Consider the following 25,652-nt stretch of genomic DNA (forward strand, 5'->3'; position numbering starts at 1 on the left):
AGGAGTGGTATGTCCGAGCAAACCAGCCGCAGCGTCAGTCTCTCCCAATCGGAGTTCACGAGGCTTTACTTCCTGACACGCGAACTCAATGAGTTCCCCGCCGAGAGACTGCAGAGTTTCGGATGCGATGCCGAAGAACTGGAAGATCTGTTGTCACGGCTCAGGAGCGCTCGTCGGCATTCTAAAGAGCATGGGGAAGCCCACCGTTTGATGCTTGTCTTCTCGACGACGCTCCCTGAATCGGACGCCGTGCCAGCTTTTGCCCGTGACGGAGACAACCGCACCGGGGCGGTGTCCGCCCACATGACCGTCACCGTTCCCGCCGGCGTCGCGCAGTGGTGGGCTCCCGCTGCGCGCTGGGTCCTCCATGCCCACAGTCCCCGGGAGATTTCCCTACGCACCGGGTACTCAACCGATGAGCTGCGTGAAGCACTGGCAGCCTTGCCGGACTGAGACCGATTCGTGCCGCACCTCCTCAAGCAGCGGTACTGGCGGTGGGCGAGGTGGTCGTGGAGTGTGATCGGCGCGGCGGGCGAGACTGACATCAAGCCCGCCGTGGTGGCTGCCACTCCGAATCAGCTTCGAGAGGATGTGTGGGGAGCCCAGCACGCGACTTGAGTCGAAAAAGGCTTTCCCGAGGGCCAGATCCATTGGCTCGAGGAAGACGATTCTCGGTTCATGGAGAACTTCATCAAGGTCGTGGAGGAGATGGTCGTTATCACGCTGCCGCGGATATGTCGCCTGGTTCGAGGGGGAATTTTCTTCGAAATTCCTGGTCGGGTTATGGGCGGAGAGCGGAACGGAAGCGACGGTGTCGATGGAGGCGTGCGCTCAGCCGCACGAGAGTTGCTGTATGTGATGACGGGCAACAGGGCGCTCGGCGGCGCGGATGACTTGTCCCCAGCGCTGCGGGACCTGTCGACGGCGTCGAGTCAGCCGTAAGCGGCCCTCGGGCCGTCCGTCGCGTACCAGTAGACGTACTCAGTCGTGCGGATCTATGTGCTCAACTGGCTGTTCGAGCCGGGGACGGCTGAGCACGGCCGTCGGTTCAGTCGGTGGGCGGACGGAACGGGATGGCGTTGTCCGGTGTCGGGGCGGGTTCCGTCGGTTTCTTCGGCCCCTGGACGAGGACGGCGTCGACGGGAGTCGGGTTGGTCACCGGCCGGCGGAGCTCTTCGAGCTCGGCTCGCTGGTTCGCGATGGACTTCTTGAGCTCAACAACGGTCGCCCGCAGCTGCTTCTCTGTCTTCGGGACCTGCTCGGTCTCCGTTTGGTCTCCGTGCGGATACGCTCGTCGAATTCGTTCTTCGAGTTCGCGTGCCGCTTGCGGAAGGCCATGCGGCAGACGCCGGACTCGGCGGCGAGGGGGCGGTGCGGCTGCCGTTGGAGACCCCCGGCCCGAGCGGCGGGCCCAAGCCATGCGACTCGATGGCCACGGGGCTACGGCACCAGTCCTCCGCCACCACCCCGGCTCAACCACTCGAAGCGAAGCAGGGAGGCCAGGCGCGACACAAATCGGTTGGGCCAGGACTTCGCGGACCGCGACAATGCTGTGCATGGGACATCTCGAAGCAGGCCATCTTGAGTACTACCTGCCGGACGGGCGGGTGCTGCTCGGCGATGCGTCGTTCCGGGTGGCGGACGGGGCCGTGGTCGCGCTCGTGGGAGCCAACGGGGCCGGCAAGACCACGCTGCTGAAGCTGCTCTCCGGCGAGCTCCAGCCGCACGGCGGATCGGTGTCGGTGAGCGGCGGGCTGGGCGTGATGCCGCAGTTCGTGGGCTCGGTGCGGGACGAGCGGACCGTGCGCGACCTGCTGGTGTCCGTGGCCCAGCCGCGGATCAGGGAGGCGGCGAAGGCGGTCGACGCGGCCGAGGAGGCGATCCTCACCGTCGACGACGAGGCCGCGCAGATGGCGTACGCGCAGGCCCTGAGCGACTGGGCGGAGGCCCGCGGCTACGAGGCCGAGACCGTCTGGGACATGTGCACCACGGCCGCGCTCGGCGTCCCGTACGAGAAGGCGCAGTGGCGCGAGGTGCGCACGCTGTCCGGCGGGGAGCAGAAGCGGCTGGTGCTGGAGGCCCTGCTGCGCGGGCCGGACGAGGTGCTGTTGCTCGACGAGCCGGACAACTACCTCGACGTCCCCGGCAAGCGATGGCTGGAGGACCGGCTGAAGGAGACCCGCAAGACGGTCCTCTTCGTCTCCCACGACCGGGAGCTGCTGTCCCGGGCCGCCGAGAAGATCGTCAGTGTGGAGCCGAGTCCGGCAGGCAGCGACGTGTGGGTGCACGGCGGCGGCTTCGGCACGTACCACCAGGCGCGACGGGACCGGTTCGCCCGGTTCGAGGAGCTGCTGCGCCGCTGGGAGGAGGAGCACGCCCGGCTGAAGGCGCTGGTCCTGCGGCTGCGGCAGCAGGCGGCCAACAGCCCCGACATGGCGTCCCGCTACCGGGCCATGCAGACCCGCTTCAAGAAGTTCGAGGACGCCGGGCCGCCGCCGGAGCCGCCGCGCGAGCAGGACATCAGGATGCGGCTGCGCGGCGGCAGGACCGGGGTGCGGGCGGTGACCTGCCAGGGCCTGGAGCTGACCGGGCTGATGAAGCCGTTCGACCTGGAGGTCTTCTACGGGGAACGGGTCGCGGTCCTTGGTTCGAACGGGTCGGGCAAATCGCACTTCCTGCGGCTGCTCGCGGGCGAGCCGGTGGCGCACACCGGTACCTGGAAGCTCGGGGCGCGAGTGGTGCCCGGCCACTTCGCTCAGACCCACGCGCATCCGGAGCTGCTGGGCCACACGCTCGTCGAGATCCTGTGGAAGGAGCACGCCAGGGACCGGGGCGGGGCGATGTCGGTGCTGCGCCGCTACGAGCTGGAGCGGCAGGGCGACCAGCCGTTCGAGAAGCTGTCGGGCGGGCAGCAGGCGCGGTTCCAGATCCTGCTGCTGGAGCTGGCCGGTACGACCGCGCTGCTGCTCGACGAGCCGACGGACAACCTGGACCTGGAGTCGGCCGAGGCCCTCCAGGACGGTCTGGAGGTGTACGAGGGGACGGTGCTCGCGGTCACGCACGACCGGTGGTTCGCGAAGTCCTTCGACCGGTATCTGGTGTTCGGTTCGGACGGTGTGGTGCGGGAGTCGAAGGAGCCGGTGTGGGACGAGCGGCGGGTGGAGCGGGCGCGCTGATCCCGGTGCCCCCCGGCCAGTCGGGTGCCGGCCGCCGCGGCCCGCGCCCGTCGCGTGACGGCCGCCCGGCCCCGGTGCCGCCGACGGCCGGGCCGGGCGCCGTCCGCCGGGAGGGCCGGGCACCGGGAGGGGGCCGGGCGGGGGTGCCGTGGCGGCGCGACGGGTGGTACGACGGGCGATTTTGACCCGTGCGGGGGAGCGAAGGTAGGCTTCTGGTTTGTTATGCGTATTGGCTTGGTCGTTCTCACGCGAGGGGCCCTTACGCCGGTCCACCGGGCCGATGACCAGCGGCAGGAACTCGGGTTGCGTCCCCGTGGTACCGCCAGGGCTGGTGTGATCGTCCGGGTGGCCTTGTCAGGACCCACTCACTGAAGAAGCGAAGGCTACGACCGTGCGTACGTACAGCCCCAAGCCCGGCGATGTGACGCGCCAGTGGCACATCATCGACGCGCAGGACATCGTCCTGGGCCGTCTGGCCACCACGGCTGCGAACCTCCTCCGCGGCAAGCACAAGGCGACTTACGCCCCCCACATGGACATGGGCGACTTCGTCATCATCATCAACGCCGACAAGGTTCACCTGTCCGGCAACAAGAAGACCCAGAAGATGGCGTACCGCCACTCCGGGTTCCCGGGTGGTCTGCGCTCCGTCCGTTACGACGAGCTGCTCGCCAAGAGCCCCGAGAAGGCCGTCGAGAAGGCCATCAAGGGCATGATCCCCAAGAACAGCCTGGGCCGTCAGATGCTCTCGAAGCTCAAGGTCTACGCGGGCGACCAGCACCCGCACGCTGCTCAGCAGCCGGTCCCGTTCGAGATCACCCAGGTCGCGCAGTAGTTCCGGCCTCCCCCCAAGACCAAAAGAAAGATCTGAGGAGAATCGTGGCCGAGACCACTGTTGAGAACCCGGTCGAGGGCGAAGAGGTTTTCGCCGAGGTGACCACCTTCGAGTCGGAGGTTCCCGTCGAGGGCGAGTACACCAGCGAGTCGCTGGCGTCCCGCTTCGGCGACCCGCAGCCCGCCGCCGGCCTGGGCCGTCGGAAGAACGCCATTGCCCGCGTCCGGATCGTTCCGGGCACCGGCAAGTGGAAGATCAACGGCCGCACCCTTGAGGACTACTTCCCCAACAAGGTGCACCAGCAGGAAGTCAACGAGCCCTTCAAGGTGCTCGAACTCGACGACCGCTACGACGTCATCGCCCGCATCTCGGGCGGCGGCGTCTCGGGTCAGGCCGGTGCCCTGCGCCTCGGCGTTGCTCGTGCGCTGAACGAGGCCGACGTCGACAACAACCGTCCGACGCTGAAGAAGGCCGGCTTCCTCTCCCGCGACGACCGTGCGGTCGAGCGCAAGAAGGCCGGTCTCAAGAAGGCCCGCAAGGCCCCGCAGTACAGCAAGCGCTAAACCGCCTGCTCACCTGCTTTACACGTTCGCCCCGGCGGCACATCTCGTGCTCGCCGGGGCGTTCGTCTATCGGTACCCCTGGGCGTATAACGGGATGAGGCGTTCATACGCTTAAGTGCGGCAAGACGGCTGGGTGCGCGGGTCTCAGGGCTCGTGTGCGTGCGCGACCTGTCCTCGGGGTGGACCGTCGCCGGGCATCGGCCCGGCGGGTGCCCGGTGCGCCGGGCGCACGGGGGACAGCTGTATTGCTTTGGTTTGTTTTGTCTTGGTTTGTATTGCGGTTTCGGAGCATCTTCGGAGGACACCAGTGGGACGACTCTTCGGCACGGACGGTGTGCGCGGTGTCGCCAACGCGGATCTGACGGCCGAGCTCGCGCTCGGTCTGTCGGTCGCTGCGGCGCATGTGCTTGCCGAGGCGGGGACCTTCGAGGGGCATCGGCCGACCGCCGTGGTGGGGCGTGACCCACGTGCGTCCGGGGAGTTCCTGGAGGCCGCCGTCGTCGCCGGGCTCGCCAGCGCGGGCGTGGACGTGCTGCGGGTCGGGGTCCTGCCGACCCCCGCGGTGGCGCATCTCACCGGCACGCTCGGTGCCGACCTCGGCGTGATGCTCTCCGCCAGCCACAACGCCATGCCGGACAACGGCATCAAGTTCTTCGCCCGCGGCGGGCAGAAGCTCGCCGACGAGCTGGAGGACCGGATCGAGACCGTCTACGAGCAGCACCGCACCGGCGAGCCGTGGGCGCGTCCGACCGGTGCCGGGGTGGGCCGGGTCACCGACTACACCGAGGGCTTCGACCGGTACGTGAGCCACCTCGTCGGTGTCCTCCCGAACCGGCTCGACGGACTGAAGGTCGTTCTCGACGAGGCGCACGGAGCGGCCTCCCGGGTCTCGCCCGCCGCCTTCGCGCGGGCCGGTGCCGAGGTCGTCACGATCGGTGCCGATCCGGACGGCCTGAACATCAACGACGGCTGCGGCTCCACCCACCTGGACCTGCTGAAGGCCGCCGTCGTCGAGCACGGCGCCGACCTCGGCATCGCGCACGACGGCGACGCCGACCGGTGTCTCGCCGTGGACGGCGCGGGCGAGGAGGTCGACGGCGACCAGATCCTGGCCGTGCTCGCCCTCGCCCTGCGCGAGGCCGGGCAGCTGCGCAAGGACACCGTGGTCGGCACGGTCATGTCCAACCTCGGCTTCAAGATGGCCATGGAGCGGGAGGGCATCGAGCTCGTCCAGACCGCCGTCGGCGACCGCTACGTGCTGGAGTCGATGAAGGCCGAGGGCTACGCCCTGGGCGGCGAGCAGTCCGGCCACGTCATCGTCCTGGACCACGCCACCACCGGCGACGGCACGCTGACCGGTCTGCTGCTGGCGGCCCGGGTCGCCGCCACCGGCCGTACCCTGGCCGACCTGGCCGGGGTCATGCAGCGGCTGCCGCAACTGCTGATCAACGTCCCCGACGTCGACAAGTCCCGCGTCGGCACCTCGCCGGAGATCGCCGACGCCGTCGCCGAGGCCGAGCGCGAACTGGGCTCCACCGGCCGCGTGCTGCTGCGTCAGTCGGGCACCGAGCCGCTGGTGCGGGTCATGGTCGAGGCTGCCGACATCGACCAGGCACGGGCGATCGCCGAACGGCTCGCCGACGTGGTGAAGTCGGCGCTGGGCTGAGCGTCCGCAGCTGATCCCGCGCGCCCCGGTCCGCCGCCGGGCGGCCGGGCGCGCGGGGCGGGCGACGGTGCTACCGGCTGCCGGAGAGGCGTCCGCCGCGGGACGCGCGGCGGCGCCGGACCGCCCACAGGTACTTCTGGAGCAGCAGCGTCGCCGTCCCCGCGACCACGATTCCGCCGAGGTTCGCCAGCAACTGGGCGGCCGAACCCCACATCTGCCCGTATTCGCCGTAGCTGAACGCCACCGCGGCGTTCGCCGCGGCCGGAACCGTCGTCACCGAGATGGCGACGCCGATCAGCGCACCGGACTTCGCCGAGGTGAGCGAGAGCGTCCCGGCGATCCCGGCGAGGAACGCCACCACGAAGGACAGCGGGTCCGGCTTCCAGATGAACGACGTGTTGGGCCGGTCCGCCTCGATCATCGCGTAGCTGAACTGTCCGAACGCGTCCAGCAGCCAGGCGAACCCGGCCGTCAGCACCATCGCGAGCAGGAAGCCGCCGATCAGCGCGTGCAGCGAGCGCAGAGCGAGGCGCGGGGCGCGCTGCACCAGGGCCGTGGAGATCCCGGCCAGCGGTCCGAACTCCGGGCCGACCGCCATCGCGCCCACGATCAGGATCGCGTTGTCGAGCATGACGCCGATGGCCGCGAGCATCGTCGCGACGGCGAGGAACGACAGGTACGTCACACTGAACGTCGACTCCTCGCTGGTGGCCTCGGTCAGCTCCTCCCACAGCACCGCGTCCGCGCCGTCGCCCGGCGCCTCCTCCTCCGCCCGTTCGGCGCGGGCCGACAGCACGAGATCGAGGTGCTCCACGCCGATGGAGCCCTGCTCGTCGATCCCGAGCCCGCGCAGCGCGCCGATCAGTCCGTCGCCCGCCTCGCGCGCCACGTCGCACAACACCACGTCGCCGACCGGGTCGCGGGCGACCCCGGGCATCACCACGAGGTGCGCCGTGCCGACGGTGCCCTCCAGCAGGCGCACCACCTCGTCCGTACGGGCGGCCGGGACGATCAGGCGCAGGTGCAGCACGCGGCGGGCTCCTCGGTGCGGGCGGGCGGGCGGCGGGGACGGGCGGCGGGTCAGAGCTTGCGCAGGGAGAGCCGCTGGACCTTGTGGTCCGCGCCCTTGCGCAGCACCAGCGTGGCACGGCCCCGGGTCGGCGCGACGTTCTCCACGAGGTTCGGCCGGTTGATGGTCCGCCACATCGTGGCCGCGTACTCCAGCGCCTCCTCCTCGGAGACCTGGGTGTACTTGCGGAAGTACGAGCACGGGTCCTGGAACGCCGTCTCGCGCAGCTTCCTGAACCGGTTGAGGTACCAGCTCTCGATGTCCTCGGTCCGCGCGTCCACGTACACGCTGAAGTCGAAGTAGTCGGCGAGCCCGACCCTGGTGCGGCCGTCCTTGCCGGGCAGCGCGGGCTGGAGCACGTTCAGGCCCTCGACGATCAGGATGTCGGGGCGGCGCACCACGAGCCGTTCGTCCGGCACGATGTCGTAGATGAGGTGCGAGTAGACGGGCGCCGACACCTCCTCCTTGCCGGCCTTGATGTCGGCGACGAACCGGGTGAGCGCCCGCCGGTCGTACGACTCGGGGAACCCCTTGCGCGACACCAGCCCGCGCGCCTTCAGCTCCTTCATCGGCAGCAGGAACCCGTCCGTGGTGACGAGCTCCACCCGGGGGTGCTCGGGCCAGCGGGCCAGCAGGGCCTGGAGGAGACGGGCGCTGGTGGACTTGCCGACCGCGACACTGCCCGCGACCCCTATGACGAACGGGGTGCCGCGCTGGGCGCCCTGCCCGTTGCCCGCGTCCCCGAGGAAGGTGTTCAGGGCGCCGCGCAGGCCGGACGTGGCCTGGACGTAGAGGTTGAGCAACCGGGAGAGCGGCAGGTAGACGTCGCGCACCTCGTCGAGGTCGATGACGTCCCCGAGCCCGCGCAGCCGCTCCACCTCCTCGGCGGTCAGCGGCAGCGGGGTCCTGTCGCGCAGGGCACTCCATTCGGCGCGCGACAGATCGACGTACGGGGTCGCCGCGTGCTCGACGCGTCGGTGGGGGCTCCGTGGCGGCGAAGAGATCACGTGTTCATTGTTGCGGGAGTGTGGACGGAGTGGGGGGTGGGCTCGGTCACGTGGGCGGCGGACGCGCCCGCCGCCGACAGCGGGAAACGGGCCTCCAGGGTGTGGTGGCCCGGGCGGCCGGGGCCGTGGGTGAGGTGCCCGCCGACCGCGGCGACCCGTTCGGCGAGGCTGCGCAGGCCGATGCCCGGGGCCGGTCCGGCGGCCCGGCGGGCCGGGACGCCGTCGTTCGTGACGGTCAGCCGGACCGATCCGGGGCCCGTCCGGACCAGCAGTGCGCACGATCGGGCCGCACTGTGCCGCAGCACGTTGGCCGTCGCCTCGCGCACCACCGCGGCCAGGACGGTCTGGAGCGGTGCGGGCAGCGCCGCGCTCCCCGGTACGACCTCGGTCCGCACGCCCGCGGACTCCAGCAGCGTCCGGGCGGACTCGAACTCCGTGTCCAGGGACAGGCAGTGGTAGCCGTGCGCCACCGTCCGCACCTCGTCCAGGATCCGGCGCATGCCCCGCAGCGCCTCGGCCAGCTGGTCGTGGGCGGTCTCCGGCCTGCTGTCCAGGAGCCGGTTCGCCAGTTCGCACTGGAGGATGACCGCCGACAGCCCCGGCCCGACCAAGTCGTGCAGGTCACGGGCGAAGCGCACCCGCTCCGCCACGACGATCCGGCGCCGTTCGGCGGCGGGGAGCACGGCGTCCGCGCGCGGCGGTGCGGGCGTGGGCGGTGCGGTCAGAGGCTGTGGCACGGCGTCCCCCGGTCTGCTGTCGTCAACTGCTCCTGCTGCCGCAGAGCTTCACCGGGGGCGCTATCACCGGGCTATACGGCCCGTCCGGCCGCGCTCCGTTCCCTGGTACACAGAACGGCGACCAGACCGGCCGAGGGGGAACAGGGGGACCGCATGCAGCGGATCGTGCTGGCCGAGGACATGCACGTGATACGGGTGGCGCTCGCCGCGCTGCTGGATCTGGAGCCGGACCTGGAGGTGGTGGCCCAGGTGGGCAGCGGCAGCGAGGTGGTGCCGGCCGTGATCCGTACCGGCGCCGACACCGCCGTGCTCGACATCGGCATGCCGGGGATGGACGGAATCGCCGCCGCCGCCCGGCTGCGGGAACAGGTGCCGGACTGCCGGACGCTGATCCTCACCGGCATGCCGCGCCCCGGCCAGTTGTGGCGGGCCCTGGAGGCGCAGGTCGGCGGATTCCTGCCGAAGGACTCCTCGCCCGAGGAACTCATGGACGCGGTGCGCAAGGTCGGGGCGGGGCGGCGCATCATCGACCCCGAACTGGCCATGGCCGCCTGGGAGATCGGGGACAACCCGCTCACGCCGAGGGAGGTCGAGGTGCTCGACCGGGTCGCCGGGGGTGCGGAGGCCGCCCAGATCGCAGCCGCCACGAACCTGTCGGTGGGCACGGTGCGCAACTACCTGACGACGATCGTGAACAAGCTCGGCGCGCGCAACCGCGTCGACGCGCTGCGGATCGCCCGGGAGAACGGCTGGCTGGTCTGAGAGCCCGCCGGGTGACCGCCGATCGGGAGCGACAGCGGCCGGAGGCCGCCCGACGGGCACCCGCCGCCGGGACGGCCCCGGGCCGTTATAGGACCTTCATCGGCGCTCGCGCTGTACTGCCGTCATGCCAATGACACGACGCGCGCGGGTGCGGGGCGGGGCCGCGGCGAAGGTGCCCGGCGGCGGTCTGCACGCGCAGGACCGGGCAGCCCCGCACTGGGCGCTCGACTACGCGCGGCGGCTCGCCGACCGGCACCCCGCGCACCATCGCATCCTGATCCAGACGAGCATGTCCCCGACCGGCTACTTCCACATCGGGAACTTCCGGGACACGGTCTGCGCCCATCTGGTGCACCGGGCGCTGACCGGGATGGGACGGCGCTCGGCGATCCTGCTGAGCTTCGACGACTACGACCCGGTGCGCGAGAGCCAGGCCGCCCGCGACCCGGAACTCGCCGGACACGGCGGGCGCCCGCTGGCCGTGCACCGGGAGCGGGCCACCCGGATCTGCCGGACGTACCTCGCGGAGCTGCGGGACGTGGGCATCCTGCCGGCCGACGCCGACGAGGACGGCCGGACACCGTCCGGCTCCCGGTGGGAGACGCACTACCAGTTCGAGCGCTACCGCTCGGGCGAGTACCGCGAGCGGCAGCGGCGCCTCCAGCGCGACGCGGGACGGCTGGCCCGGCTGCTCGGCAAGGACGACGGGCGCGACCTGTTCGCCGTCTACTGCCTCCAGTGCGGCCGCAACGACACCGAGATCCACGAACTCGGCGCGGCGGCGGCCCGGTACCGCTGCCGCTCGTGCGGCGCCGAACTCACCGCATCCGACCCGGCGGCCGTCAAGCCGTCGTGGGCGCTGGACTGGGCCCTGCGGGTCGCCCACGAGCACATCGACTGCGAGCCCGCCGGACAGGACCACTGCAGCGCGGGCAGCACGATGGACCGCACCCGTCCCGTCTACGACCACTACCTCGGCCGCCCGCAGCCGGTCATCGTGCCGTACGGGCTGGTTCGCGGCGAGCGCGGCGACGGCAAGGTGTCCGGCTCGCGCGGCGGCGGCCCGTACGTCCGGGACCTGCTGGCGGTGTACCCGCCGGTCCTGGTGCTGTGGCTGTACGCCCGCGGCAACTGCCTTTCCGACTTCCGGCTCGGCTTCGGCCCCGGCGCGTTCTTCGGCGCGTACGACGCCTTCGACCGGTTCGCGCGCGCCGTGCCGGACCGGGAACGGGCGCGCGTCCTGTGGGACCTGCTGAGCGACGAGGACCCGGCGCAACGCGCCGTGCTGCCGGGCATGCGGTCGGTGGTCGGCGCGCTCTACGCGCACGGCGGCCGGGCCGCCCCGGCCCTGCGCCACCTGGAACGCCGCCACCCGCACGCGGCGGGGGAGTTCCTCGCCGAACGCGTGCGGCACGCTCAGACCTGGCTGCGCAGCCACGGCCGGCACCGCTACCCGGGCACGGCCGTTCCCACCCGCACCGGCCCGGCCGTCGACCGGCTCATCGAACAGCTGCGCGCCCACGACGGGCCCGGCGCCCCCCACGACGCCCGCACCCGGGAGGACTTCCGGGAGATCTACGGGGCGCTGTTCGGCACCGCGCATGGGCCCCGGCTCGACACCCTCGCCGACGCCCTGACCCCCGCCGTGCTCGCCGACGCCCTGGCCGCCCACCGCGACCACGGCCGCCGCCCGCTGTGCGGCGAACCGCTGCCGACGGAGCGGCCGGGCGGGCCGTCCGACCACCACGACCCCGTGCTCCAGGAGGCAGTACCGCATGCGGGCTGAGATCTTCACCCCCGGCCGGGGCCCCGCCCCCGACGGCTGGGACGCCTTCGTCCGGGCGTCGAACGGCTGCGTCCTGTGGGAGGAGTCGCTGCTGGAGGCCGCCGCCTGGGGCAGCGTCCGGCCGGTGCACGCGGGCCTGGTCCGCGACTCCGGCGAACCGGTCGCCGCGTTCTGCGGACTGCTCGGGCTGCTGTCCCCGTCCCGCCGTTTCGCCGACGCGGGGCGCCCGCGCTCGCCGGGCTGGTTCCAGATCCATCTGCCGAACAGCTTCAGCAGGGGCCGCACCTACGCCGACCGGCTCGACCCCGCCGCCCGCCGCACCGCCCTGCGCACCTTCGAACGGGCGCTGCGCCGACACCTGGGCACCCGCTGCCTGGGCGTCCTGCACCGGGACGTGGAGCAGGGCGAACTCGCCGACATCCCGGGCCGGTTCACGGTCCGCCGCCGGACGGCGCCCTGTTCGGTGCTGCACAACCGCTGGGACTCCATGGACGCCTACTTCGCGGGACTGCCGCGCACCCGGCGCCGCCGGCTGACCGCCCTGTACGAGCGGATCGGCGCCGACCCCGGCCTGGCGACGGGCCGGGTGGCGGCCGTCGACCCGGTCCGTGCCAGCCGGCTCGACCAGCTGACCCGGATGAAGCACACCCGCCGCCCCGGGACGACCACCCCGCTGCTGCCCGCCTACTTCGAGCGGCTCAACACCCACCCGGGCGCCGCCTACTTCACCCACCGCGAACGCGCGTCCGGCCGGCTGCTCTCGCTCGACCTGGTACTGGACGTGCCCGGCGGCTGGGCCACCACGGTGACCGGTTCGGACGGGACCCGCGACCTGTACCTGGACCTGTACCTGCGCGAGATCGACCGGATGATCGGCGTCGGGGTGGGCGCGGTGGAACTGGGGCCCGGCATGCGCGGACTCAAGGAGTCCTTCGGCGCCGTCGCGGTGGAGCGGCACGCCGTCGCCGTCCCCTTCTGAGTTCCTCCCCGACCCGCACGACCTCCCCTTCCCGGCCCGCGAGGACACGCGCGCCGGACCGAGTACGGCACCACGCCGAGAAAGCAGGACCCCGCATGGAGTTCACCACCGCCCTCGACCGTCACCTGGCGGCCATCGGCGCCCGCGACCTGGACGCGTACATGGAGACGGTCCACGACGAGGCGACCTGCATCCTGCCCAACGGGAAGACCGTGACGGGCGCCGCCGACGTGCGGGCCTTCCACCGGGACTGGTTCCAGGACCCCGACTGGACGATGGAGACCGAGCTCACCAGCTCCGTGGTGCAACGGGACACCGCGGTCGCCGTGCTCCGCGTCGACTACCGCGACCTGGATGCGGAGGGCGAGCCCTACCGGCTGTCCTACCTGCTCAGCCTGGTCTTCGCCCGCGCGGACGACCGGTGGCTGCTCGTCCACGACCAGAACACCCTCTGCTGACATGGGCGGCGGACCGCACACCTATCCGCGGACCGTGCGACGCGCGGTGCGCACGGTTCCGCACTACCGGGAGCGGTACGCCGCCACCGGGACCCTGCCGCCGCTCACCCGCGCCGAGGCGGAGGAGCGGCGGCACCTGCTGATGCCGCTGGGCGCCGCGCCACCGGCCCGCCGGGAGCCCGGCCGCCCGGCGGCCGAATACGTCGACGAGCTCCACCGGGCGCTCCGGCTGGCCGGCCACCGCACCCGCGGCCTGGACGTGTACGAGGCGGCCCGGGGCCTGCGCGACCCGGTGCGGGCCCACGGTTCCACCTGGCGGGTCGTGCTCACCGCCGACGCCCGCACCGACCCGTACGCGGAACCCGGAAGCCCGACCGGCACCCTGCCCGAGGGCCCCGCGCTGGTGGTCGGGGACCCCGGCACGCCGTGCGGCCCGGACCACGTGCGGGTGGCCCGCACGAGCCTCGCCGACATCGCCGGGTCCGGGCCGCTGCCCGGCTCGCTCTGGTACGAGCCGTGGCTCGGCCACCTCGGGGCGGTGCCGCCGTCCTGCGGGGAACTGCACCTCGGCACCGGCCGGGTGGACGCCCGCCTCATCGGCGGCGCGACCGTGCTGACCCTGCTGCGCAGCCGCCTTCCCACCCTCGTCCACGCCCGTCCGGACGCGGCGGAGTCGTTCCGGCCGGGGCGCTGCCCCGTGCACGGCACCCCCATCTTGCGGAGAACACCATGACCCCAGGACTCTCACCCGTCATGAAGCTCGGCCCCGTGCTGCGCAACCTGGTGCGGACCGTACGCCTCGACCGGGCTTCCCCGGAACGGCTCGCCGAGGAGCAGCGGCGGCTGCTGGTCCGGCTGGTGCGGCACGCGCAGGCGCGGGTGCCGCGCTACCGGGAACTGATCGACCCGGCGACGGCCGCCGCCTTCCGCGGCCCGCGGGACCTGCCGTCGCTGCCGGTCCTGGACCGCACGGACCTGCACTCCTGCCCGCCCGAGGAACTGCTCGCGGCCGGGTTCACCACCGCCACCACCAAACCGGGCACCACCAGCGGCTCGTCCGGCATTCCCATCACCATCCGCAACTCGGAGCGCGACCTGGGGTATCTGCGTGCCTCGTACCTGTACGACATGCTGGTCTCCGGTCTGCGTCCGTGGGACCGGATGGCGTACTTCCGGGTCAAGCCGTTCCTGCGGCACCCGCTGGAACGGTTCGGCCTGCTGCGCACCTTCCACATCGACACCAGCGCCACCCTGGACGAGCAGGTGGAGGCGTTCCTGGCGGCCCGGCCGACCTTCCTGGTGGGCTTCCCGCACGTGATCGCCTCCGTCGTGGACGAGCTGGAGCGGCGCGGCACGCGCTACACCGGGGCGCGCCGGGTGCTGTTCGGCGGCGAGCGGCTGACCCCGACCGCGCGGGCCCGGGTGCTCGGACACCTGGGGGCGCGCTGCCACGAGGTGTACGCCTCGGTCGAGGTGTTCACGGTGGCCCGCACCTGCCGGCGCGGTTCGCTGCACCTGCGGAGCGCGGACGTGGTGGTCGAGGTGGAGCAGGACGACGGGACCGCGGTCCTCGCCGACGGCAGCCGCGAGGTGGAGGGCGAGATCCTGGTGACCCGGCTGTACAGCGAGGCGATGCCGCTTATCCGCTACCGGCTCGGCGACCGGGTCACGATCGGCCCGGCCGACTGCGGCTGCGGGCGCCGCACCCCGGTGGTGCTGCGGGTGCAGGGGCGCAGCGAGGACCGCTTCCGCGACGCGGACGGGCGGGAGTTCTACGCCGACTTCCTCACCTACAAGGTGCAGGACTTCCGCGAGGTGGCCCGCATGCAGCTGGTGCAGGAGCGGCCCGCCCAGGTCACCGTCGCGGTGGTGCTGGAGCCGCACGCCGATGTGTCGGTGGTGGACCGGATCGCCGCGTCGGTGCGCGAGGCGGTGCCGGGCTTCGACGTGACGGTCACCCCGGTGCCGTTCATCGCGCCGGAGCGCAACGGCAAGGTCAAGCTCGTGAAGGCGCGGTCCGGGGCGCGCGGCTGATCCCCGGGGCGGCGGCCCGGCCGGGCCGCCGCCGAAGGCCCCCGGCCGTCAGATCGAGCGGCGCTCCTCCAGGGCGGCCCGCCAGGACGGCGGCAGGTTGCGGACGACCTCGATGCCGGAGAACACGGACGGCTCCTGCGGGCCGACCTCCTTCACCCAGCGGGCCATCCTGCCGATGCCGTCCTCCAGGTCCACCGGGTGCTCGGGGACGCCGAACACCTTGTGGGCCTTGTCGTGCGTGGCGTAGGCGTCCCGCACCTCGTCGCGCTCCGGCAGGTGGTTGACGCGCAGTTCCACGCCCATCGCGTCGCAGACCGCCGCCGCGATGCGGTTGACGCTGTAGACCCGGTCGCCCCCGACGTTGAAGACCTCGTTGTACGCCTCCGGGATCTCCACCGAGCGGGCGATGGCGGGCGCCACGTCCTTGATGTAGCTGAACGCGCGGGTCTGCTCCCCGTCGCCGAACACGGTGAACTCCTCGCCGCGCAGCGCCTGGTTCATGAAGATGCCGATGACGTTGCGGTAGCGGTCGCCGATGTTCTGGTACTCGCCGTAGACGTTGTGCGGCCGGAAGATGATGTGGGGGAGCCCGAACATCCGGTGGGTGACCTGGAGTTCCTGCTCGACGGAGAACTTGGCGATGCCGTACGGGTCCTCGGGCGCGGGCACCAGGTCCTCGCGCATCGGGAGCTGTGCGGCCCCGTAGACGGCGATGGACGAGGTGAACACGAAGCACTTCACCGAGCCCGCGTTGACCGCGGCGTTGATCAGGTTGACGCTGCCGACCACGTTGTTCATGTAGTTGAAGCGCTTGATGAAGTGGCTCAGGCCCTCGGCGGCGTACGCGGCGAGGTGGAAGACGTAGTCGACGCGGTGGGCGGCGAACACGGCGTCGACCACCTCGGGGTCGCAGACGCTGCCGTGCCGGAACTCCGCCTCGGCGGGGACGTTGCCGCGGACACCGCCGCTGAGGTCGTCGAGGACGATCACCCGGTGGCCGGCGGCGAGGAGTTCGCGCGCCACGTGGGAGCCGATGAAGCCGGCGCCGCCGGTGACGAGGGAGACGGGGGCGGTGGGGGCGCTGGTGGTCATGCGGGTTCCTTCTCTCTGGGGGCGGGTTCTGGGTGCGCGGGGGTGGGGGACGCGGGCCGGCCGGAGAGCCCGAGCAGTGCGAGTGCGGGGCCGGTCATCACCGTGGTGAGGACGGCCATCACGACCAGGACGGTGAACGCGTTCTGGTTGATCAGCCCGGCGTCGAGCCCGGCCCGGAGCACGACGATCTCGGTGACGCCACGGGCGTTGAGCAGCACGCCGAGTCCGAGCGAGTAGCGCCAGGACAGGCCCGCGGCACGGGCGGTGACGGCGGTTCCGGCGAGCTTGCCCGCCACCGCGGTGACGACGGCGACCGTGCCGGCCAGCAGCAGCCCGGCGTGCCCGGTGACCTCGGTGAGGTCGACGGTCATGCCGACGGACAGGAAGAACAGCGGCAGCAGCAGCCGCCGGTTGAGGGAGTCGACGCGTGTCTGCACCGCGGTCAGCGAGCTGCCCGCGCGGTGCGGCAGCAGCAGACCGGCGAGGAACGCGCCGAAGATGGAGTGGACGCCGATCAGGTCGGTGAGCCAGGCCAGCGAGAAGACGAGCAGCAGCAGGAACACCAGCCGGGCGGCGGAGGGCAGCCCGACCCGGTCCGACCACCGTTCGACGGCCCGCACCAGCGGGCGGCCCAGCAGCAGCACGGCGGCGGCGACGGCGGCGGCCAGCAGCACCGTTCCGCCGGCGCCCCAGACGCTGCCCGCCCCGGCCACGGCCATCGCGGTGGCGAGGGCGCCCCAGGCGATGACGTCGCAGGCCGCGGCGCAGGTCATCGCCATGGTGCCGAGCGGGTGGCGGGACAGGCCCGACTCCTGCACGATCCGGGCGAGCACCGGGAACGCGGTGATGCTCATCGCCGTGCCGAGGAAGATCGCGAAGGGCAGGAAGCCGACGTGCCCGGCGGCGAACTCGCGGTAGACGAGTCCCGAGGACAGCACGCCCAGCACGAACGGGATGATCATGCTGCCCTGGCTGACCGCGCCCACCACGCGTCCGCTGCGGCGCAGTTGGGAGGGGTCGAACTCGGATCCCACGGAGAACATGAAGAGGATCAGGCCGACCTGGGCGAGCAGGTTGAGCACCGGCCCGGCCGTCTCCGGGAAGAACAGCTCCTTCGAGGCGGGGAGGAACGCGCCGAGGCAGGAGGGGCCGAGCAGCAGACCGGCCGCGATCTCGCCGACGACGGGCGGCTGGCCGAGCCGGCGGGCGAGCGCGCCGCCCGCGGCGGCGACGGCGGCGACGGCGGCGAGCGCGGCCACCATCCGCAGCAGCGTCTCACTGGCGTGCACGGTTTCGGCCGGGGGCGTCGCGGTGGAGCCCGCCGGAAGGTCGTCGGGCACACCGACGCCGAGGCCGAGCACGGCGAACAGCGCGCCCAGGGCGAGGACGGAGATCAGCAGCGGGTAGACGATGCCGCGCCAGGCGGTCCGCCCGTCCGTGCGGTGCCCGTCCTCCCGGCGGTCGTCCTCCCGGTGCTGGTCCGCGGCGCGGTCGTCCGTGCGCTGGTCGTCCGAGGGGCGGGCTTCGGCGGGACGGCCGTCGGTGGGACCGCGGCCGGTCCGAGGATGGTCGTTCATCGGGTGGGCTCCCCAGGTGGGTCGGATGCGCGCGGGGGCGCGGTGGTCACGGGGCCGGAGCGGTGGTCGGTCGCGCGGTGGTCCGCAGCAGCAGGCGGGCGGCCAGGGCGTGGGCGATCTCCCCGGTCACGAGGGCGGTGACCGCCCCGAGCGCGCCGAGCGCGGGCACCAGCACCAGACCGAGCAGGACCGCGCAGACCAGCCCGGCCACCGAGCCGGCGGCGGTGACCCGCAGGGTGCGCGCGGTGGCGTTCTCCAGCAGGTAGTTGACGCTGCCGACCGCGAAGAACATCGGTACGCACAGGACGTACAGGAGCAGGACGGCGACCGGTGGCGACACCAGGCCGCTGCGTTCGGCGTGATGGGTGAGCAGGAGCGCGAGGACGGTCCACACCGTTCCGACCACCGCGATCTGCGGCAGCCGCCGCACCACCCGGCGGTCGAGCAGGTCCGCCTCCACGGTGCGCAGGGTCAGCGACACGTGGGGCTGGAAGAGCCGCATGAGGTAGCCGAAGCCGTTCAGCAGGACGGACGAGGCGAGCACCATCAGGTAGAGGTGGCCGCTCTGTTCGTGGTGGCGGGAGGCGCCGAGCAGGGCGAAGAGCAGGCTGAGCGTGCCGGAGGCCGCCACGTCCCCGGCCGCCATGAGCAGGGAAGTGGTGACGGCGGGCACGGCCACCGTGCGGCGCACCGGCCGGGCGGCGGCCCGGTACAGCGCGGGCAGGTGGGCCAGGTTGAGCAGGGCGGTCCCGCCGAGGAGCCAGCCGATGAAGAAGACCGGGCCCCGGTCGAGCAGGGCGGTGAGGGCGGTCCCGGTGACGACGATCAGCGACAGGGTCGCGAAGTTGGCGATGTCGGCCCGGTCGCGGCCCAGCGCCCGGCACAGGCCGACGAGGACCGTGTTCAGACCGAGCAGGGCGGCGTACAGGCCGGCCAGCAGCATCGCCATCCGGTGGTCGTCGCCCGCCGTGAACACCGTCGCGCAGCCCAGCCACAGCACGACCGCGCCGGCGAGGGCCAGTGCGCAGGTCAGGAAGACGCTGATCAGCTGCCCGCCGGTGCGGCGGGCCCGGGGGACCAGCTTCAGGGCGGACTTCTCGATACCGAGAGAGGTGATCGTGGTGAGGACCTGGGCGGTGCCCATGGCCCCGGCGTAGTGCGCGTACGGGCCCTGGCCCCAGCTCGCCAGCAGGACGGTGTTCGCCCCGAGCAGGGCGAGGCGGAACGCGGCGCGTCCGGCGAGCAGCGAGGTCAGCAGCCCGGCGGTGGGCCGCCGCGAGGCGGCCCCGTCCGTCGGCCGGATCCGGGCAGGGGTCGGTGCCGGGGCGTCGGCCGTCATGGGGCGTCGGCCGGCACCGGCCCGGGTGCCACCGCCTCGGAGGTGACGAAGCGGCCCTTGCCGCCCGCGGTGATCTCGATCCGGTCGGTCTTCACGACGCGGAGCGGGAACGCGCACTCCGCCACGGTGTGCAGCCGCTCGGCCACCGCCGCGCACAGTTCGGCCCAGGCGTCCTCGTCCAGGGGCTCGGCCGGGACCACGTCCAGCCGGACGGCGCCCTCGCGGTCCTGGTGGACGGCGCACTCGGCGATGCCGGGGAACGTTGCCGCCAGGTGCAGGAAGGTGTCCGGGTAGAGGTGGCGTCCGGTGGGCAGCAGGACCGAGTCGTTGACCCGGCCGACGGTCAGCCGCAGGGTGCGGAAGCGCCGCCCGCACCGGCAGGGCCGGGTCTCGATCCTGCCGACGTCGCCGAGGTCGTAGCGGATCAGCGGCATCGCGCGTTCCATGAACGCGGTCACCACCACCCGCCCCTCGGTGCCGTCCGGCAGCGGCCGGTCCTGCTCGTCGAGGATCTCCACCAGGAGGCGGTCCTCGGCGAGATGGGCCCGGCCGTGCGTGCACTCGTAGGCGACGTTGAGCACCTCGAACGCCGAGTACTCGTCGCGCACCGGCACCCCGAACTCCTTCTCGAACAGCGCCCGATGGGCGTCGACGAGGAGTTCGGACTCGGTCATGACCAGCCGCAGGGTGCGGCGCAGAACGGTGAGTTCGGCCGGGGTCAGGGCCCGGAGCAGGGCCCGCAGGTGCACCGGGTAGCCGATGATCACCCGGGGCCGCTCGGCGAGGAGTTCGGCCTTGATGTCGTCCATCGGGCGGTCGGTGAGCAGCACGTGCCGCCGGAACAGCTTGGCCTTCTCGAAGCCGCGCGAGGGCGGGGCGAAGGGCCGGATGTGTGAGAGCCGGTCGGTCGGCAGGTAGCGGTTGGTCGCCAGGAAGCGGCGCACGCAGGCGGCCATGTGGTAGTCGTGGCTGCGCTGGTCGTGCACCACGGTGACCCGGCGCCCGGTCGATCCGCTGGTGCGGAAGGTGGGCAGGGTGCCGGGGGTCACGCCGTCGGCGAGGAAGTCCTCCAGGGGCCTGCCGCGCAGGACCTCCTTGTTCAGGACCGGGAGCCGGGCCGCGTCGGCGAGGGTGCGCAGCGGTCCGGTGCGGTAGTCCGGGTGGTCGCGGTAGTACGGCACCCGGGTGCGGGCGTGCGCCAGCATCGCGTTGAGCTGGGCCAGTTGCCGGCGCCGCAGCGAGCCCCGGGTGCCGTACTGGCGGGCGTACGTGACGGGCACGTACCAGGCCTCTCGGAGGAACATCGTCGTCGTCTCCTCGACGCGGCCGGCCGTCAGCCGGCCTCGGGGACCCGGGTGCCGGAGCGGCGGAAGAGCCGGGTGACCGGGGCGAACCAGCGGGTGGGGGCGAACAGTACGAACACGACGAGCACGAGGTGGGTGATGATGAAGGCGTACGCCTCGTACTTGCTGGGCGCGTGGCCGATGAAGACCGTCATGTGCGAGGCCCAGTTCCACACCTCGGGGATGGTCTGCCACTGCGGGTCGGTGTGGTCGTTGACGGTGAGGTAGGCGAAGTCCTCGACGCCGGAGAGCATCAGCAGGATCATCGCGTAGGACAGCCGCCGCACCAGGTGGGAGGCGCCGCCGCCGACGCGGAACGAGAAGACGAAGCTCAGTACGAGGAACGGCGTCAGCGTCAGGATGTAGTAGTAGAGCTCCGGGTGGACCTCGGCGACGAAGAAGATCTTCGGCACGAAGTAGACGAAGTAGAGCAGGAAGCACAGCGGTATCGCCAGGTGCAAGTGGATCTTCTTGGCCCACGCCGGGTCGAGCTGGGCGACGGCCTCGGTGGCCAGGATGAACGGCACCAGCTTGAACAGCAGGACGCCGAGGCTCTTGACCTCGCGGTCGTGCGGCATGACGAACCACACGATGCCCGCGAAGACGGCGGCGAGCGCGAAGAGGATCAGGAAGGGCGCATTGCGCCGGACGGTGTTCACGGGGTCTTCTCCGTAAGGAGTTCGGGGCTGACGGGCGGAGTGCGCGGGGCGTGCGGCGGGTCGGCCTCCACGCCGAAGCGGAGCAGGGTCTCGGCCCGGGTCCGCGCCTCACGGAGTTCGGTGTGGCTGTCGGCGACGAGCAGGAGGTAGCCGAGCTTGTGGCCCGCCTGGGTGTAGCGGTGGACCCGGCTCCCGGGGTTCGCGAAGATCTGGAGCTCGACGGTCTGCGGCAGGGCGCGGACCGCGTCGGCGCCCTCGACGGTGCGCAGGATGCCGTCGGTGTCGCTGGTGAGTATCCGCAGGGCGGTCTTCCTGTTGTGGCGGGGCGCCAGATCGAAGTCCTCGCCCAGTGCGAGGCGCAGCGCGGCCTCGTAGGTGTTGATGCCGTAGGCGTGCTTGACCAGCAGCGGCATGCCGTTGCCGCCGAGCCGGGCGCCCATCTCGATGAAGCGGATCTCCTCGGTGCGGTCGTCGACGACGAAGTCGAAGTTGACCGGCCCGTCGACGTGCCCGAGTTCCCCGCAGATGTCCATGATCAGCGAGCGGAGCCGGATCTCGGTGGCGGGCGGCAGTTCGGCGGGCACCGTGTGCCCGGTGGTGATCATCCGGGGGGCGCCGGTGGTGGTGCGCTCGGTCACCGCGACGGTGCCGAGCCTGGCGTCGCGCAGGAACGCCTCGGCGGACAGGTGCCTGCCGAGCAGCATCTCCTCGACGATCACCCGCCCGGAGAAGGAGTAGCGCCGCGCCTCGTCCAGCGCCGCGGGCAGGGCCAGGGGGTCGGCGACGACCTGGACGCCCTTGCTGCCGGAGGAGTCGCTGGGCTTGACGATGACGGGCAGCGGCAGTTCGGCGGCGGCCCGTGCCAGTTCGTCCGGGTCGGCGGACTGGACGTGGCGGTAGGTGGGCAGTCCGAGCCGCTCCAGGACGGAGTGGAAGTAGCCCTTGTCGACGGAGGCCCGGACCGCGTCCGGGGCCGGCTGGTGCGGGGTCCCGAGGATGCGGCTCAGCTCGGCGACCGATTCCTGTGCCGCGTCACTGGCCGGTGAGATCACCGCCGCGACGTCGAGGTGGCCCACCATGGCGGCGATCCGCTGCGGGTCCCGGGTGGTCATGCGGAGGAACAGGTCGGCGGCGGCGGCGCCGAGCGCGTCGGGGCGCTGGTCGACGCCGATGACGCCGTAGCCGAGGCGGCGGGCCTCGTGGTACGCGGGCAGTTGGTCCTCGCCCCCGCCGAGCACGAGGATGTGGGACTTGGTCATGGCAGATTCCCTGTCTGCAGCACCGTTCCGGGGGTCGCCCGGCCGGTGGACTCGTGTCGGTACGCGTAGAGGTCGTCGTCCGGCCGTACGGGGACGTTGGCCTCACGGATCTGGTAGCGCGGCAGGCCGGCGCTGCCGCGCATGATGCGCACCAGGTAGCGGGCGAACAGCGCGAGCGTGCCGAGGCCGACGGCGTGCAGGACCACGGACGCGGCGGTGAGGAGCCGGGCGTCGCCGTGGCCGAGCACGAGGCCCGCCGCGGCGGCGGCGGCACCCGCCGCCGCCAGGTAGACGAGGACGAGCGGCCGGTAGGAGAAGCCGACGAACAGGTCGATCGCGTGCCCGAACAGCTTGCCCAGCGACCACTTGCCCCGGCCCGCGCTCCGCGCGGAGTGCGCGGTCTCCACGGTGGTGTAGCGCGCCCCGATCAGCGGCAGGGTGGCGATGAAGTACGGGGTGCTGACCTTGCACTCGGCGACCTTGCGGGCCACCGAGGTGCGCACCACCCGGAACACCGAGGCATGGACGGGAAGTTCGATGCCGAGGATCCGGGTGGCGATGGCCTGGTGGCCCCGGGTGCCGAGGCGCCGGTGCCAGGGGTCCCGGCGCGCCGTGCGGACCGCGAAGACCGCGTCGTACCCGCCCTCCACGGCCCGCTGCGCGAGCTTGTGGAGTTCGGCCGGCGGGGACTGGAGGTCGGCGTCGAGCTGGACCGTCCATTCTTTCGACGCATAGGCGAATCCGGCGGTGAACGCGGATTCGAGACCGAAGTTCCGGGCGAACGAGACGTAGCTGACGCGCGAGTCCGATTCGGCTATCCGCTTGATGATCTCAAGGGTGCGGTCGGTGCTTCCGTCGTCGACGAAGAGGATTTCGGAATCCTCGTACCGGTATATCTCCTTCCTGATTTCCAGGTATGCCTGCTCTATGCACTCCTCCTCGTTGTAACAGGGCACCATCGCGGTGATCGAAAGCGTGGCAGGCATCCTGGCCATCATTCTCTGCTCTCGTTATTTTCGGCCTCCTAGTCGAACATCGCCGTCATGGTCTCGTGCGTGGCGGTCTTCGACAGGTCGGCGTCGCTCGCCCAGCAGGTGTTGAGGATGATGCGGGTCTTGTCCGCGTTCAGCGGGACCGTGCGGTGCAGGGTGGTGTCCGAACGCAGGAAGTACAGGTCGCCCTTGGCGTGCCCGTAGGAGCGGATCGGGTGCTCCTGGAGGTACTCCTCGACGCGCGGGTCGTCCTTGTTCCAGTCGGTGTGCGGAATGGCCTGGAGCATGCCGCCGAACTCCAGGGACGGGGCCTCGATCAGCCAGATGACCGTGAAGCTGAAGTCGCCCCAGTGCCAGCCGTGGGTGTCACCCTTCTGGTGCTGGCGGGTGATGATGTACTTCTCCTCGTCCCACGGGCAGCCGATCACCTCTTCCTTGGCCAGGCGGGACAGGAAGCCCTTGAGCGCGGGGGACTCGTAGACGGCGGGGATCAGCGAGCCGTCCGTGGCGATCGCCTTCTGGCCGACCGTCGACATGTAGCGCGGCGAGTCGCCGGTCTCCTTGAGGCGGATGTCGATGCGCTTCTGGTGGGTGTCGATCAGCTGGTGCGTCTCGTCGGCGACCGCGGCGAAGACCTCCTCGGAGACCAGGCCGGGAAGCTTCACATAGCCCTCCCGGCGGAAGTGCTGGGAGAGCTTGAGGACCTCGTGGTCGTCGCTGAAGCGCTCCGAGAGGTTCTTCGCGATCAGCTCTTCCACGTTGGCCGCGGTGATGGCGTTCTCCGTCATGGCGTGCGACTCCTCCACTGTGCTGCTGCCGGATCACTGCTGCCGGAATTCAGTTGACGGTCCCTTCGGCGGGACCTCCTCCGGCCGCTGTTGACGCATTGGATTCTGCTCGGGGGAATGTCGCCACCGGTAGTGTTCAGCTCACCGATTCGACGTGAACAAATCCCGCCGGTAGCCCGGTGTGAGGAACTCATATCGCATGTGAGATCTTCATGCCGGGTCGGACCATGAGAAACACACCCTTGCGGGAACCGGTTTTCTCCTGCCACATTCCAATGCGCCCCGGGGATCGTCCTGACATTCCTGTGCGGGTACGCCATGCGATTCCAGGGAGGGAACGAAAATGGCCAGGACAGCTGTAGTGGCAGGTGGGGCGGGCTTTCTCGGCTCGCATCTGTGCGAGCGACTGCTCGCGGACGGCTGGGGTGTCGTCTGCGTCGACAACTTCAGCACCGGCGATCCACGGAACGTGGCCCACCTCGCCGCCGACGACCGGTTCCGGCTGATCGAGGCAGACGTCAGCGCGGGTCCGCTCACCGTCGAGGGCGAGATCGCGGCCGTGCTGAACCTCGCCTCGCCCGCCTCGCCCGTCGACTACCTCGAACTGCCGCTGGAAACCCTGCGGGTGGGGTCCGAGGGCACCCGCCATCTGCTGGACCTCGCCCGCGACAAGGGCGCCCGGTTCGTGCTCGCCTCCACCTCGGAGACGTACGGCGACCCGCTGGTGCACCCGCAGCCCGAGAGCTACTGGGGCAACGTCAACCCGGTCGGACCCCGCTCCGTCTACGACGAGGCCAAGCGGTACGCCGAGGCGATCACCATGGCCTACCGGCGCACCCATGGCGTCGACACCGGCATCGTCCGCATCTTCAACACCTACGGGCCCCGGATGCGGGCCAACGACGGCCGTGCCGTACCCACGTTCATCCGGCAGGCGCTCGCCGGCGAGCCGATCACGGTGGCCGGTGACGGCTCGCAGACGCGTTCGCTGTGCTACGTCTCCGATCTGGTCGACGGACTGGTGCGGATGGCCGGCCACACCCACGCCGGGCCGGTCAACCTCGGTAACCAGGAAGAGATTTCGGTGCTCCGGCTCGCGGAGTGGATCCGTGAACTCACCGCGTCCGCCTCCGGTATCGTGCAGGTGCCGCGGCCCGTGGACGACCCGTCCGTCCGCCGCCCGGACACCACCAGGGCTCACGAGGACCTGGGCTGGCAGCCGCGGGTCAGTACCGCACGCGGACTCGCCGAGACCGTGGCATGGTTCCGCGACCGGCTCCAGGGCGGGCACGCGCACCTGCAATTGGCCGGTGCAGAGGATTTGTAGGGAGCACCGGCACCCTGGACGGGCAGTCGCACAACGAGGGGAATCTCCGTGTCGGCCCAGGACCTGGGGAGCGTTTCGAAAGTCCCGTCCGGGCGGATGCCCCCGGCCCCGCGGCCCGGGGCACCTCGCCCGGTCCTGCCCTCCGGGGGACCGCTCCCGGTCCCGGGTCCGCCGTCCGGGCGGCGGTGCCCGGTCCCGGTCCCG

Annotated in this window: 24 protein-coding genes; 13 read left to right on the forward strand and 11 right to left on the reverse strand. The window is 71.7% G+C overall.

From position 1 onward, the window contains the following. Positions 1–9: 9 nt before the first annotated feature. From ACFC79_RS09575 to glmM, 6 genes are all read left to right on the forward strand, one after another. Positions 10–453, forward strand: a complete 444-nt coding sequence (locus tag ACFC79_RS09575) for a hypothetical protein (RefSeq protein WP_376237333.1) — start codon at positions 10–12, stop codon at positions 451–453. 225 nt (positions 454–678) lie between these two features. After that, complete coding sequence (locus ACFC79_RS09580; RefSeq protein WP_376237336.1) at positions 679–942, forward strand: hypothetical protein; 264 nt, start codon at positions 679–681, stop codon at positions 940–942. Positions 943–1,547: 605 nt separating this feature from the next. Then, entirely contained in the window at positions 1,548–3,176 is a 1,629-nt protein-coding gene (locus tag ACFC79_RS09585) for an ABC-F family ATP-binding cassette domain-containing protein (protein WP_376237339.1), read from the forward strand. Positions 3,177–3,567: 391 nt separating this feature from the next. Continuing rightward, positions 3,568–4,011, forward strand: coding sequence for a 50S ribosomal protein L13 (gene rplM / locus ACFC79_RS09590; RefSeq protein ID WP_376237341.1), 444 nt, complete (start codon positions 3,568–3,570; stop codon positions 4,009–4,011). Positions 4,012–4,055: 44 nt separating this feature from the next. Beyond that, entirely contained in the window at positions 4,056–4,574 is a 519-nt protein-coding gene (gene rpsI / locus ACFC79_RS09595; RefSeq protein WP_073786812.1) for a 30S ribosomal protein S9, read from the forward strand. A 307-nt stretch (positions 4,575–4,881) separates the two neighbouring features. Next, positions 4,882–6,240, forward strand: a complete 1,359-nt coding sequence (gene glmM / locus ACFC79_RS09600) for a phosphoglucosamine mutase (protein WP_376237343.1) — start codon at positions 4,882–4,884, stop codon at positions 6,238–6,240. A 70-nt stretch (positions 6,241–6,310) separates the two neighbouring features. Here glmM and ACFC79_RS09605 read toward each other — a convergent pair whose 3' ends face one another. The 3 genes from ACFC79_RS09605 to ACFC79_RS09615 are packed head-to-tail and all read right to left on the reverse strand — an operon-like array spanning position 6,311 to position 9,053. Then, complete coding sequence (locus ACFC79_RS09605; RefSeq protein WP_376237346.1) at positions 6,311–7,270, reverse strand: DUF389 domain-containing protein; 960 nt, start codon at positions 7,268–7,270, stop codon at positions 6,311–6,313. Positions 7,271–7,320: 50 nt separating this feature from the next. Continuing rightward, the gene (gene coaA / locus ACFC79_RS09610; protein WP_376237349.1) at positions 7,321–8,316 is read right to left on the reverse strand and encodes a type I pantothenate kinase; all 996 of its coding nucleotides are present in this window, start codon (positions 8,314–8,316) and stop codon (positions 7,321–7,323) included. Further along, a complete protein-coding gene (locus ACFC79_RS09615) occupies positions 8,313–9,053 on the reverse strand; it encodes a sensor histidine kinase (RefSeq protein WP_376237352.1) in 741 nt (246 codons plus the stop codon). The genes coaA and ACFC79_RS09615 overlap by 4 nt, the downstream gene beginning before the upstream one ends. A 153-nt stretch (positions 9,054–9,206) precedes the next feature. Between ACFC79_RS09615 and ACFC79_RS09620 the strand changes: the two genes are divergently transcribed. The 6 genes from ACFC79_RS09620 (at position 9,207) to ACFC79_RS09645 (ending at position 15,072) form a co-directional block, all read left to right on the forward strand. After that, a complete protein-coding gene (locus ACFC79_RS09620) occupies positions 9,207–9,815 on the forward strand; it encodes a DNA-binding response regulator (protein WP_376237354.1) in 609 nt (202 codons plus the stop codon). A gap of 130 nt (positions 9,816–9,945) precedes the next feature. Then, positions 9,946–11,601 carry a lysine--tRNA ligase gene (locus tag ACFC79_RS09625; RefSeq protein ID WP_376237355.1) on the forward strand — a complete coding sequence of 552 codons (1,656 nt, stop codon included), beginning with the start codon at positions 9,946–9,948 and terminating at the stop codon, positions 11,599–11,601. Continuing rightward, positions 11,591–12,580: a hypothetical protein gene (locus ACFC79_RS09630; RefSeq protein WP_376237358.1), complete on the forward strand. Its 990-nt coding sequence runs from the start codon at positions 11,591–11,593 to the stop codon at positions 12,578–12,580. The genes ACFC79_RS09625 and ACFC79_RS09630 overlap by 11 nt, the downstream gene beginning before the upstream one ends. Positions 12,581–12,675: 95 nt before the next feature. After that, positions 12,676–13,038, forward strand: a complete 363-nt coding sequence (locus tag ACFC79_RS09635; protein WP_376237360.1) for a YybH family protein — start codon at positions 12,676–12,678, stop codon at positions 13,036–13,038. A gap of 1 nt (position 13,039) precedes the next feature. Beyond that, the gene (locus ACFC79_RS09640) at positions 13,040–13,771 is read left to right on the forward strand and encodes a hypothetical protein (RefSeq protein WP_376237362.1); all 732 of its coding nucleotides are present in this window, start codon (positions 13,040–13,042) and stop codon (positions 13,769–13,771) included. Next, entirely contained in the window at positions 13,768–15,072 is a 1,305-nt protein-coding gene (locus ACFC79_RS09645) for a phenylacetate--CoA ligase family protein (protein ID WP_376237363.1), read from the forward strand. Before ACFC79_RS09640 ends, ACFC79_RS09645 begins: the two co-directional genes overlap by 4 nt. Positions 15,073–15,120: 48 nt before the next feature. On the opposite strand, the gene ACFC79_RS09650 is transcribed toward ACFC79_RS09645, so the two are convergent. Genes ACFC79_RS09650 through ACFC79_RS09685 form a run of 8 tightly spaced genes read right to left on the reverse strand, consistent with a single transcriptional unit; the run spans position 15,121 to position 24,121 of the window. Continuing rightward, positions 15,121–16,164, reverse strand: a complete 1,044-nt coding sequence (locus tag ACFC79_RS09650) for an NAD-dependent epimerase/dehydratase family protein (protein WP_376237366.1) — start codon at positions 16,162–16,164, stop codon at positions 15,121–15,123. After that, a complete protein-coding gene (locus ACFC79_RS09655) occupies positions 16,161–17,741 on the reverse strand; it encodes a cation:proton antiporter (protein ID WP_376237369.1) in 1,581 nt (526 codons plus the stop codon). The genes ACFC79_RS09650 and ACFC79_RS09655 overlap by 4 nt, the downstream gene beginning before the upstream one ends. A 46-nt stretch (positions 17,742–17,787) precedes the next feature. Beyond that, positions 17,788–19,080, reverse strand: a complete 1,293-nt coding sequence (locus ACFC79_RS09660; protein ID WP_376237371.1) for a hypothetical protein — start codon at positions 19,078–19,080, stop codon at positions 17,788–17,790. Continuing rightward, a complete protein-coding gene (locus ACFC79_RS09665; protein WP_376237373.1) occupies positions 19,077–20,384 on the reverse strand; it encodes a phenylacetate--CoA ligase family protein in 1,308 nt (435 codons plus the stop codon). Before ACFC79_RS09665 ends, ACFC79_RS09660 begins: the two co-directional genes overlap by 4 nt. A gap of 29 nt (positions 20,385–20,413) precedes the next feature. Then, positions 20,414–21,082 (reverse strand): hypothetical protein, encoded by a 669-nt coding sequence (locus ACFC79_RS09670; protein ID WP_376237375.1) that lies wholly within the window; start codon positions 21,080–21,082, stop codon positions 20,414–20,416. Further along, the gene (locus ACFC79_RS09675; RefSeq protein WP_376237376.1) at positions 21,079–22,341 is read right to left on the reverse strand and encodes an ATP-grasp domain-containing protein; all 1,263 of its coding nucleotides are present in this window, start codon (positions 22,339–22,341) and stop codon (positions 21,079–21,081) included. Before ACFC79_RS09675 ends, ACFC79_RS09670 begins: the two co-directional genes overlap by 4 nt. Then, entirely contained in the window at positions 22,338–23,327 is a 990-nt protein-coding gene (locus ACFC79_RS09680) for a glycosyltransferase family 2 protein (protein WP_376237378.1), read from the reverse strand. The genes ACFC79_RS09675 and ACFC79_RS09680 overlap by 4 nt, the downstream gene beginning before the upstream one ends. Before the next feature lie 38 nt (positions 23,328–23,365). Then, positions 23,366–24,121 carry an ArpA protein gene (locus tag ACFC79_RS09685; RefSeq protein WP_376237380.1) on the reverse strand — a complete coding sequence of 252 codons (756 nt, stop codon included), beginning with the start codon at positions 24,119–24,121 and terminating at the stop codon, positions 23,366–23,368. Positions 24,122–24,464: 343 nt separating this feature from the next. Between ACFC79_RS09685 and ACFC79_RS09690 the strand changes: the two genes are divergently transcribed. Then, positions 24,465–25,448 (forward strand): UDP-glucuronic acid decarboxylase family protein, encoded by a 984-nt coding sequence (locus ACFC79_RS09690; RefSeq protein ID WP_376237382.1) that lies wholly within the window; start codon positions 24,465–24,467, stop codon positions 25,446–25,448. Positions 25,449–25,652 lie beyond the last annotated feature (204 nt).

Origin of the sequence: Streptomyces sp. NPDC056061 (assembly GCF_042266885.1) — a bacterium.
Classification (GTDB): domain Bacteria; phylum Actinomycetota; class Actinomycetes; order Streptomycetales; family Streptomycetaceae; genus Streptomyces.

Bases quoted from the DNA above. Each gene is read 5' to 3' on its own strand.
- ACFC79_RS09575 (WP_376237333.1), top strand. From the start codon at position 10: ATGTCCGAGCAAACCAGCCGCAGCGTCAGTCTCTCCCAATCGGAGTTC.
- ACFC79_RS09580 (WP_376237336.1), top strand. From the start codon at position 679: ATGGAGAACTTCATCAAGGTCGTGGAGGAGATGGTCGTTATCACGCTG.
- ACFC79_RS09585 (WP_376237339.1), top strand. From the start codon at position 1,548: ATGCTGTGCATGGGACATCTCGAAGCAGGCCATCTTGAGTACTACCTG.
- ACFC79_RS09620 (WP_376237354.1), top strand. From the start codon at position 9,207: ATGCAGCGGATCGTGCTGGCCGAGGACATGCACGTGATACGGGTGGCG.
- ACFC79_RS09625 (WP_376237355.1), top strand. From the start codon at position 9,946: ATGACACGACGCGCGCGGGTGCGGGGCGGGGCCGCGGCGAAGGTGCCC.
- ACFC79_RS09630 (WP_376237358.1), top strand. From the start codon at position 11,591: ATGCGGGCTGAGATCTTCACCCCCGGCCGGGGCCCCGCCCCCGACGGC.
- ACFC79_RS09635 (WP_376237360.1), top strand. From the start codon at position 12,676: ATGGAGTTCACCACCGCCCTCGACCGTCACCTGGCGGCCATCGGCGCC.
- ACFC79_RS09640 (WP_376237362.1), top strand. From the start codon at position 13,040: ATGGGCGGCGGACCGCACACCTATCCGCGGACCGTGCGACGCGCGGTG.
- ACFC79_RS09645 (WP_376237363.1), top strand. From the start codon at position 13,768: ATGACCCCAGGACTCTCACCCGTCATGAAGCTCGGCCCCGTGCTGCGC.
- ACFC79_RS09650 (WP_376237366.1), bottom strand. From the start codon at position 16,164: ATGACCACCAGCGCCCCCACCGCCCCCGTCTCCCTCGTCACCGGCGGC.
- ACFC79_RS09655 (WP_376237369.1), bottom strand. From the start codon at position 17,741: ATGAACGACCATCCTCGGACCGGCCGCGGTCCCACCGACGGCCGTCCC.
- ACFC79_RS09660 (WP_376237371.1), bottom strand. From the start codon at position 19,080: ATGACGGCCGACGCCCCGGCACCGACCCCTGCCCGGATCCGGCCGACG.
- ACFC79_RS09665 (WP_376237373.1), bottom strand. From the start codon at position 20,384: ATGTTCCTCCGAGAGGCCTGGTACGTGCCCGTCACGTACGCCCGCCAG.
- ACFC79_RS09675 (WP_376237376.1), bottom strand. From the start codon at position 22,341: ATGACCAAGTCCCACATCCTCGTGCTCGGCGGGGGCGAGGACCAACTG.
- ACFC79_RS09680 (WP_376237378.1), bottom strand. From the start codon at position 23,327: ATGCCTGCCACGCTTTCGATCACCGCGATGGTGCCCTGTTACAACGAG.
- ACFC79_RS09685 (WP_376237380.1), bottom strand. From the start codon at position 24,121: ATGACGGAGAACGCCATCACCGCGGCCAACGTGGAAGAGCTGATCGCG.
- ACFC79_RS09690 (WP_376237382.1), top strand. From the start codon at position 24,465: ATGGCCAGGACAGCTGTAGTGGCAGGTGGGGCGGGCTTTCTCGGCTCG.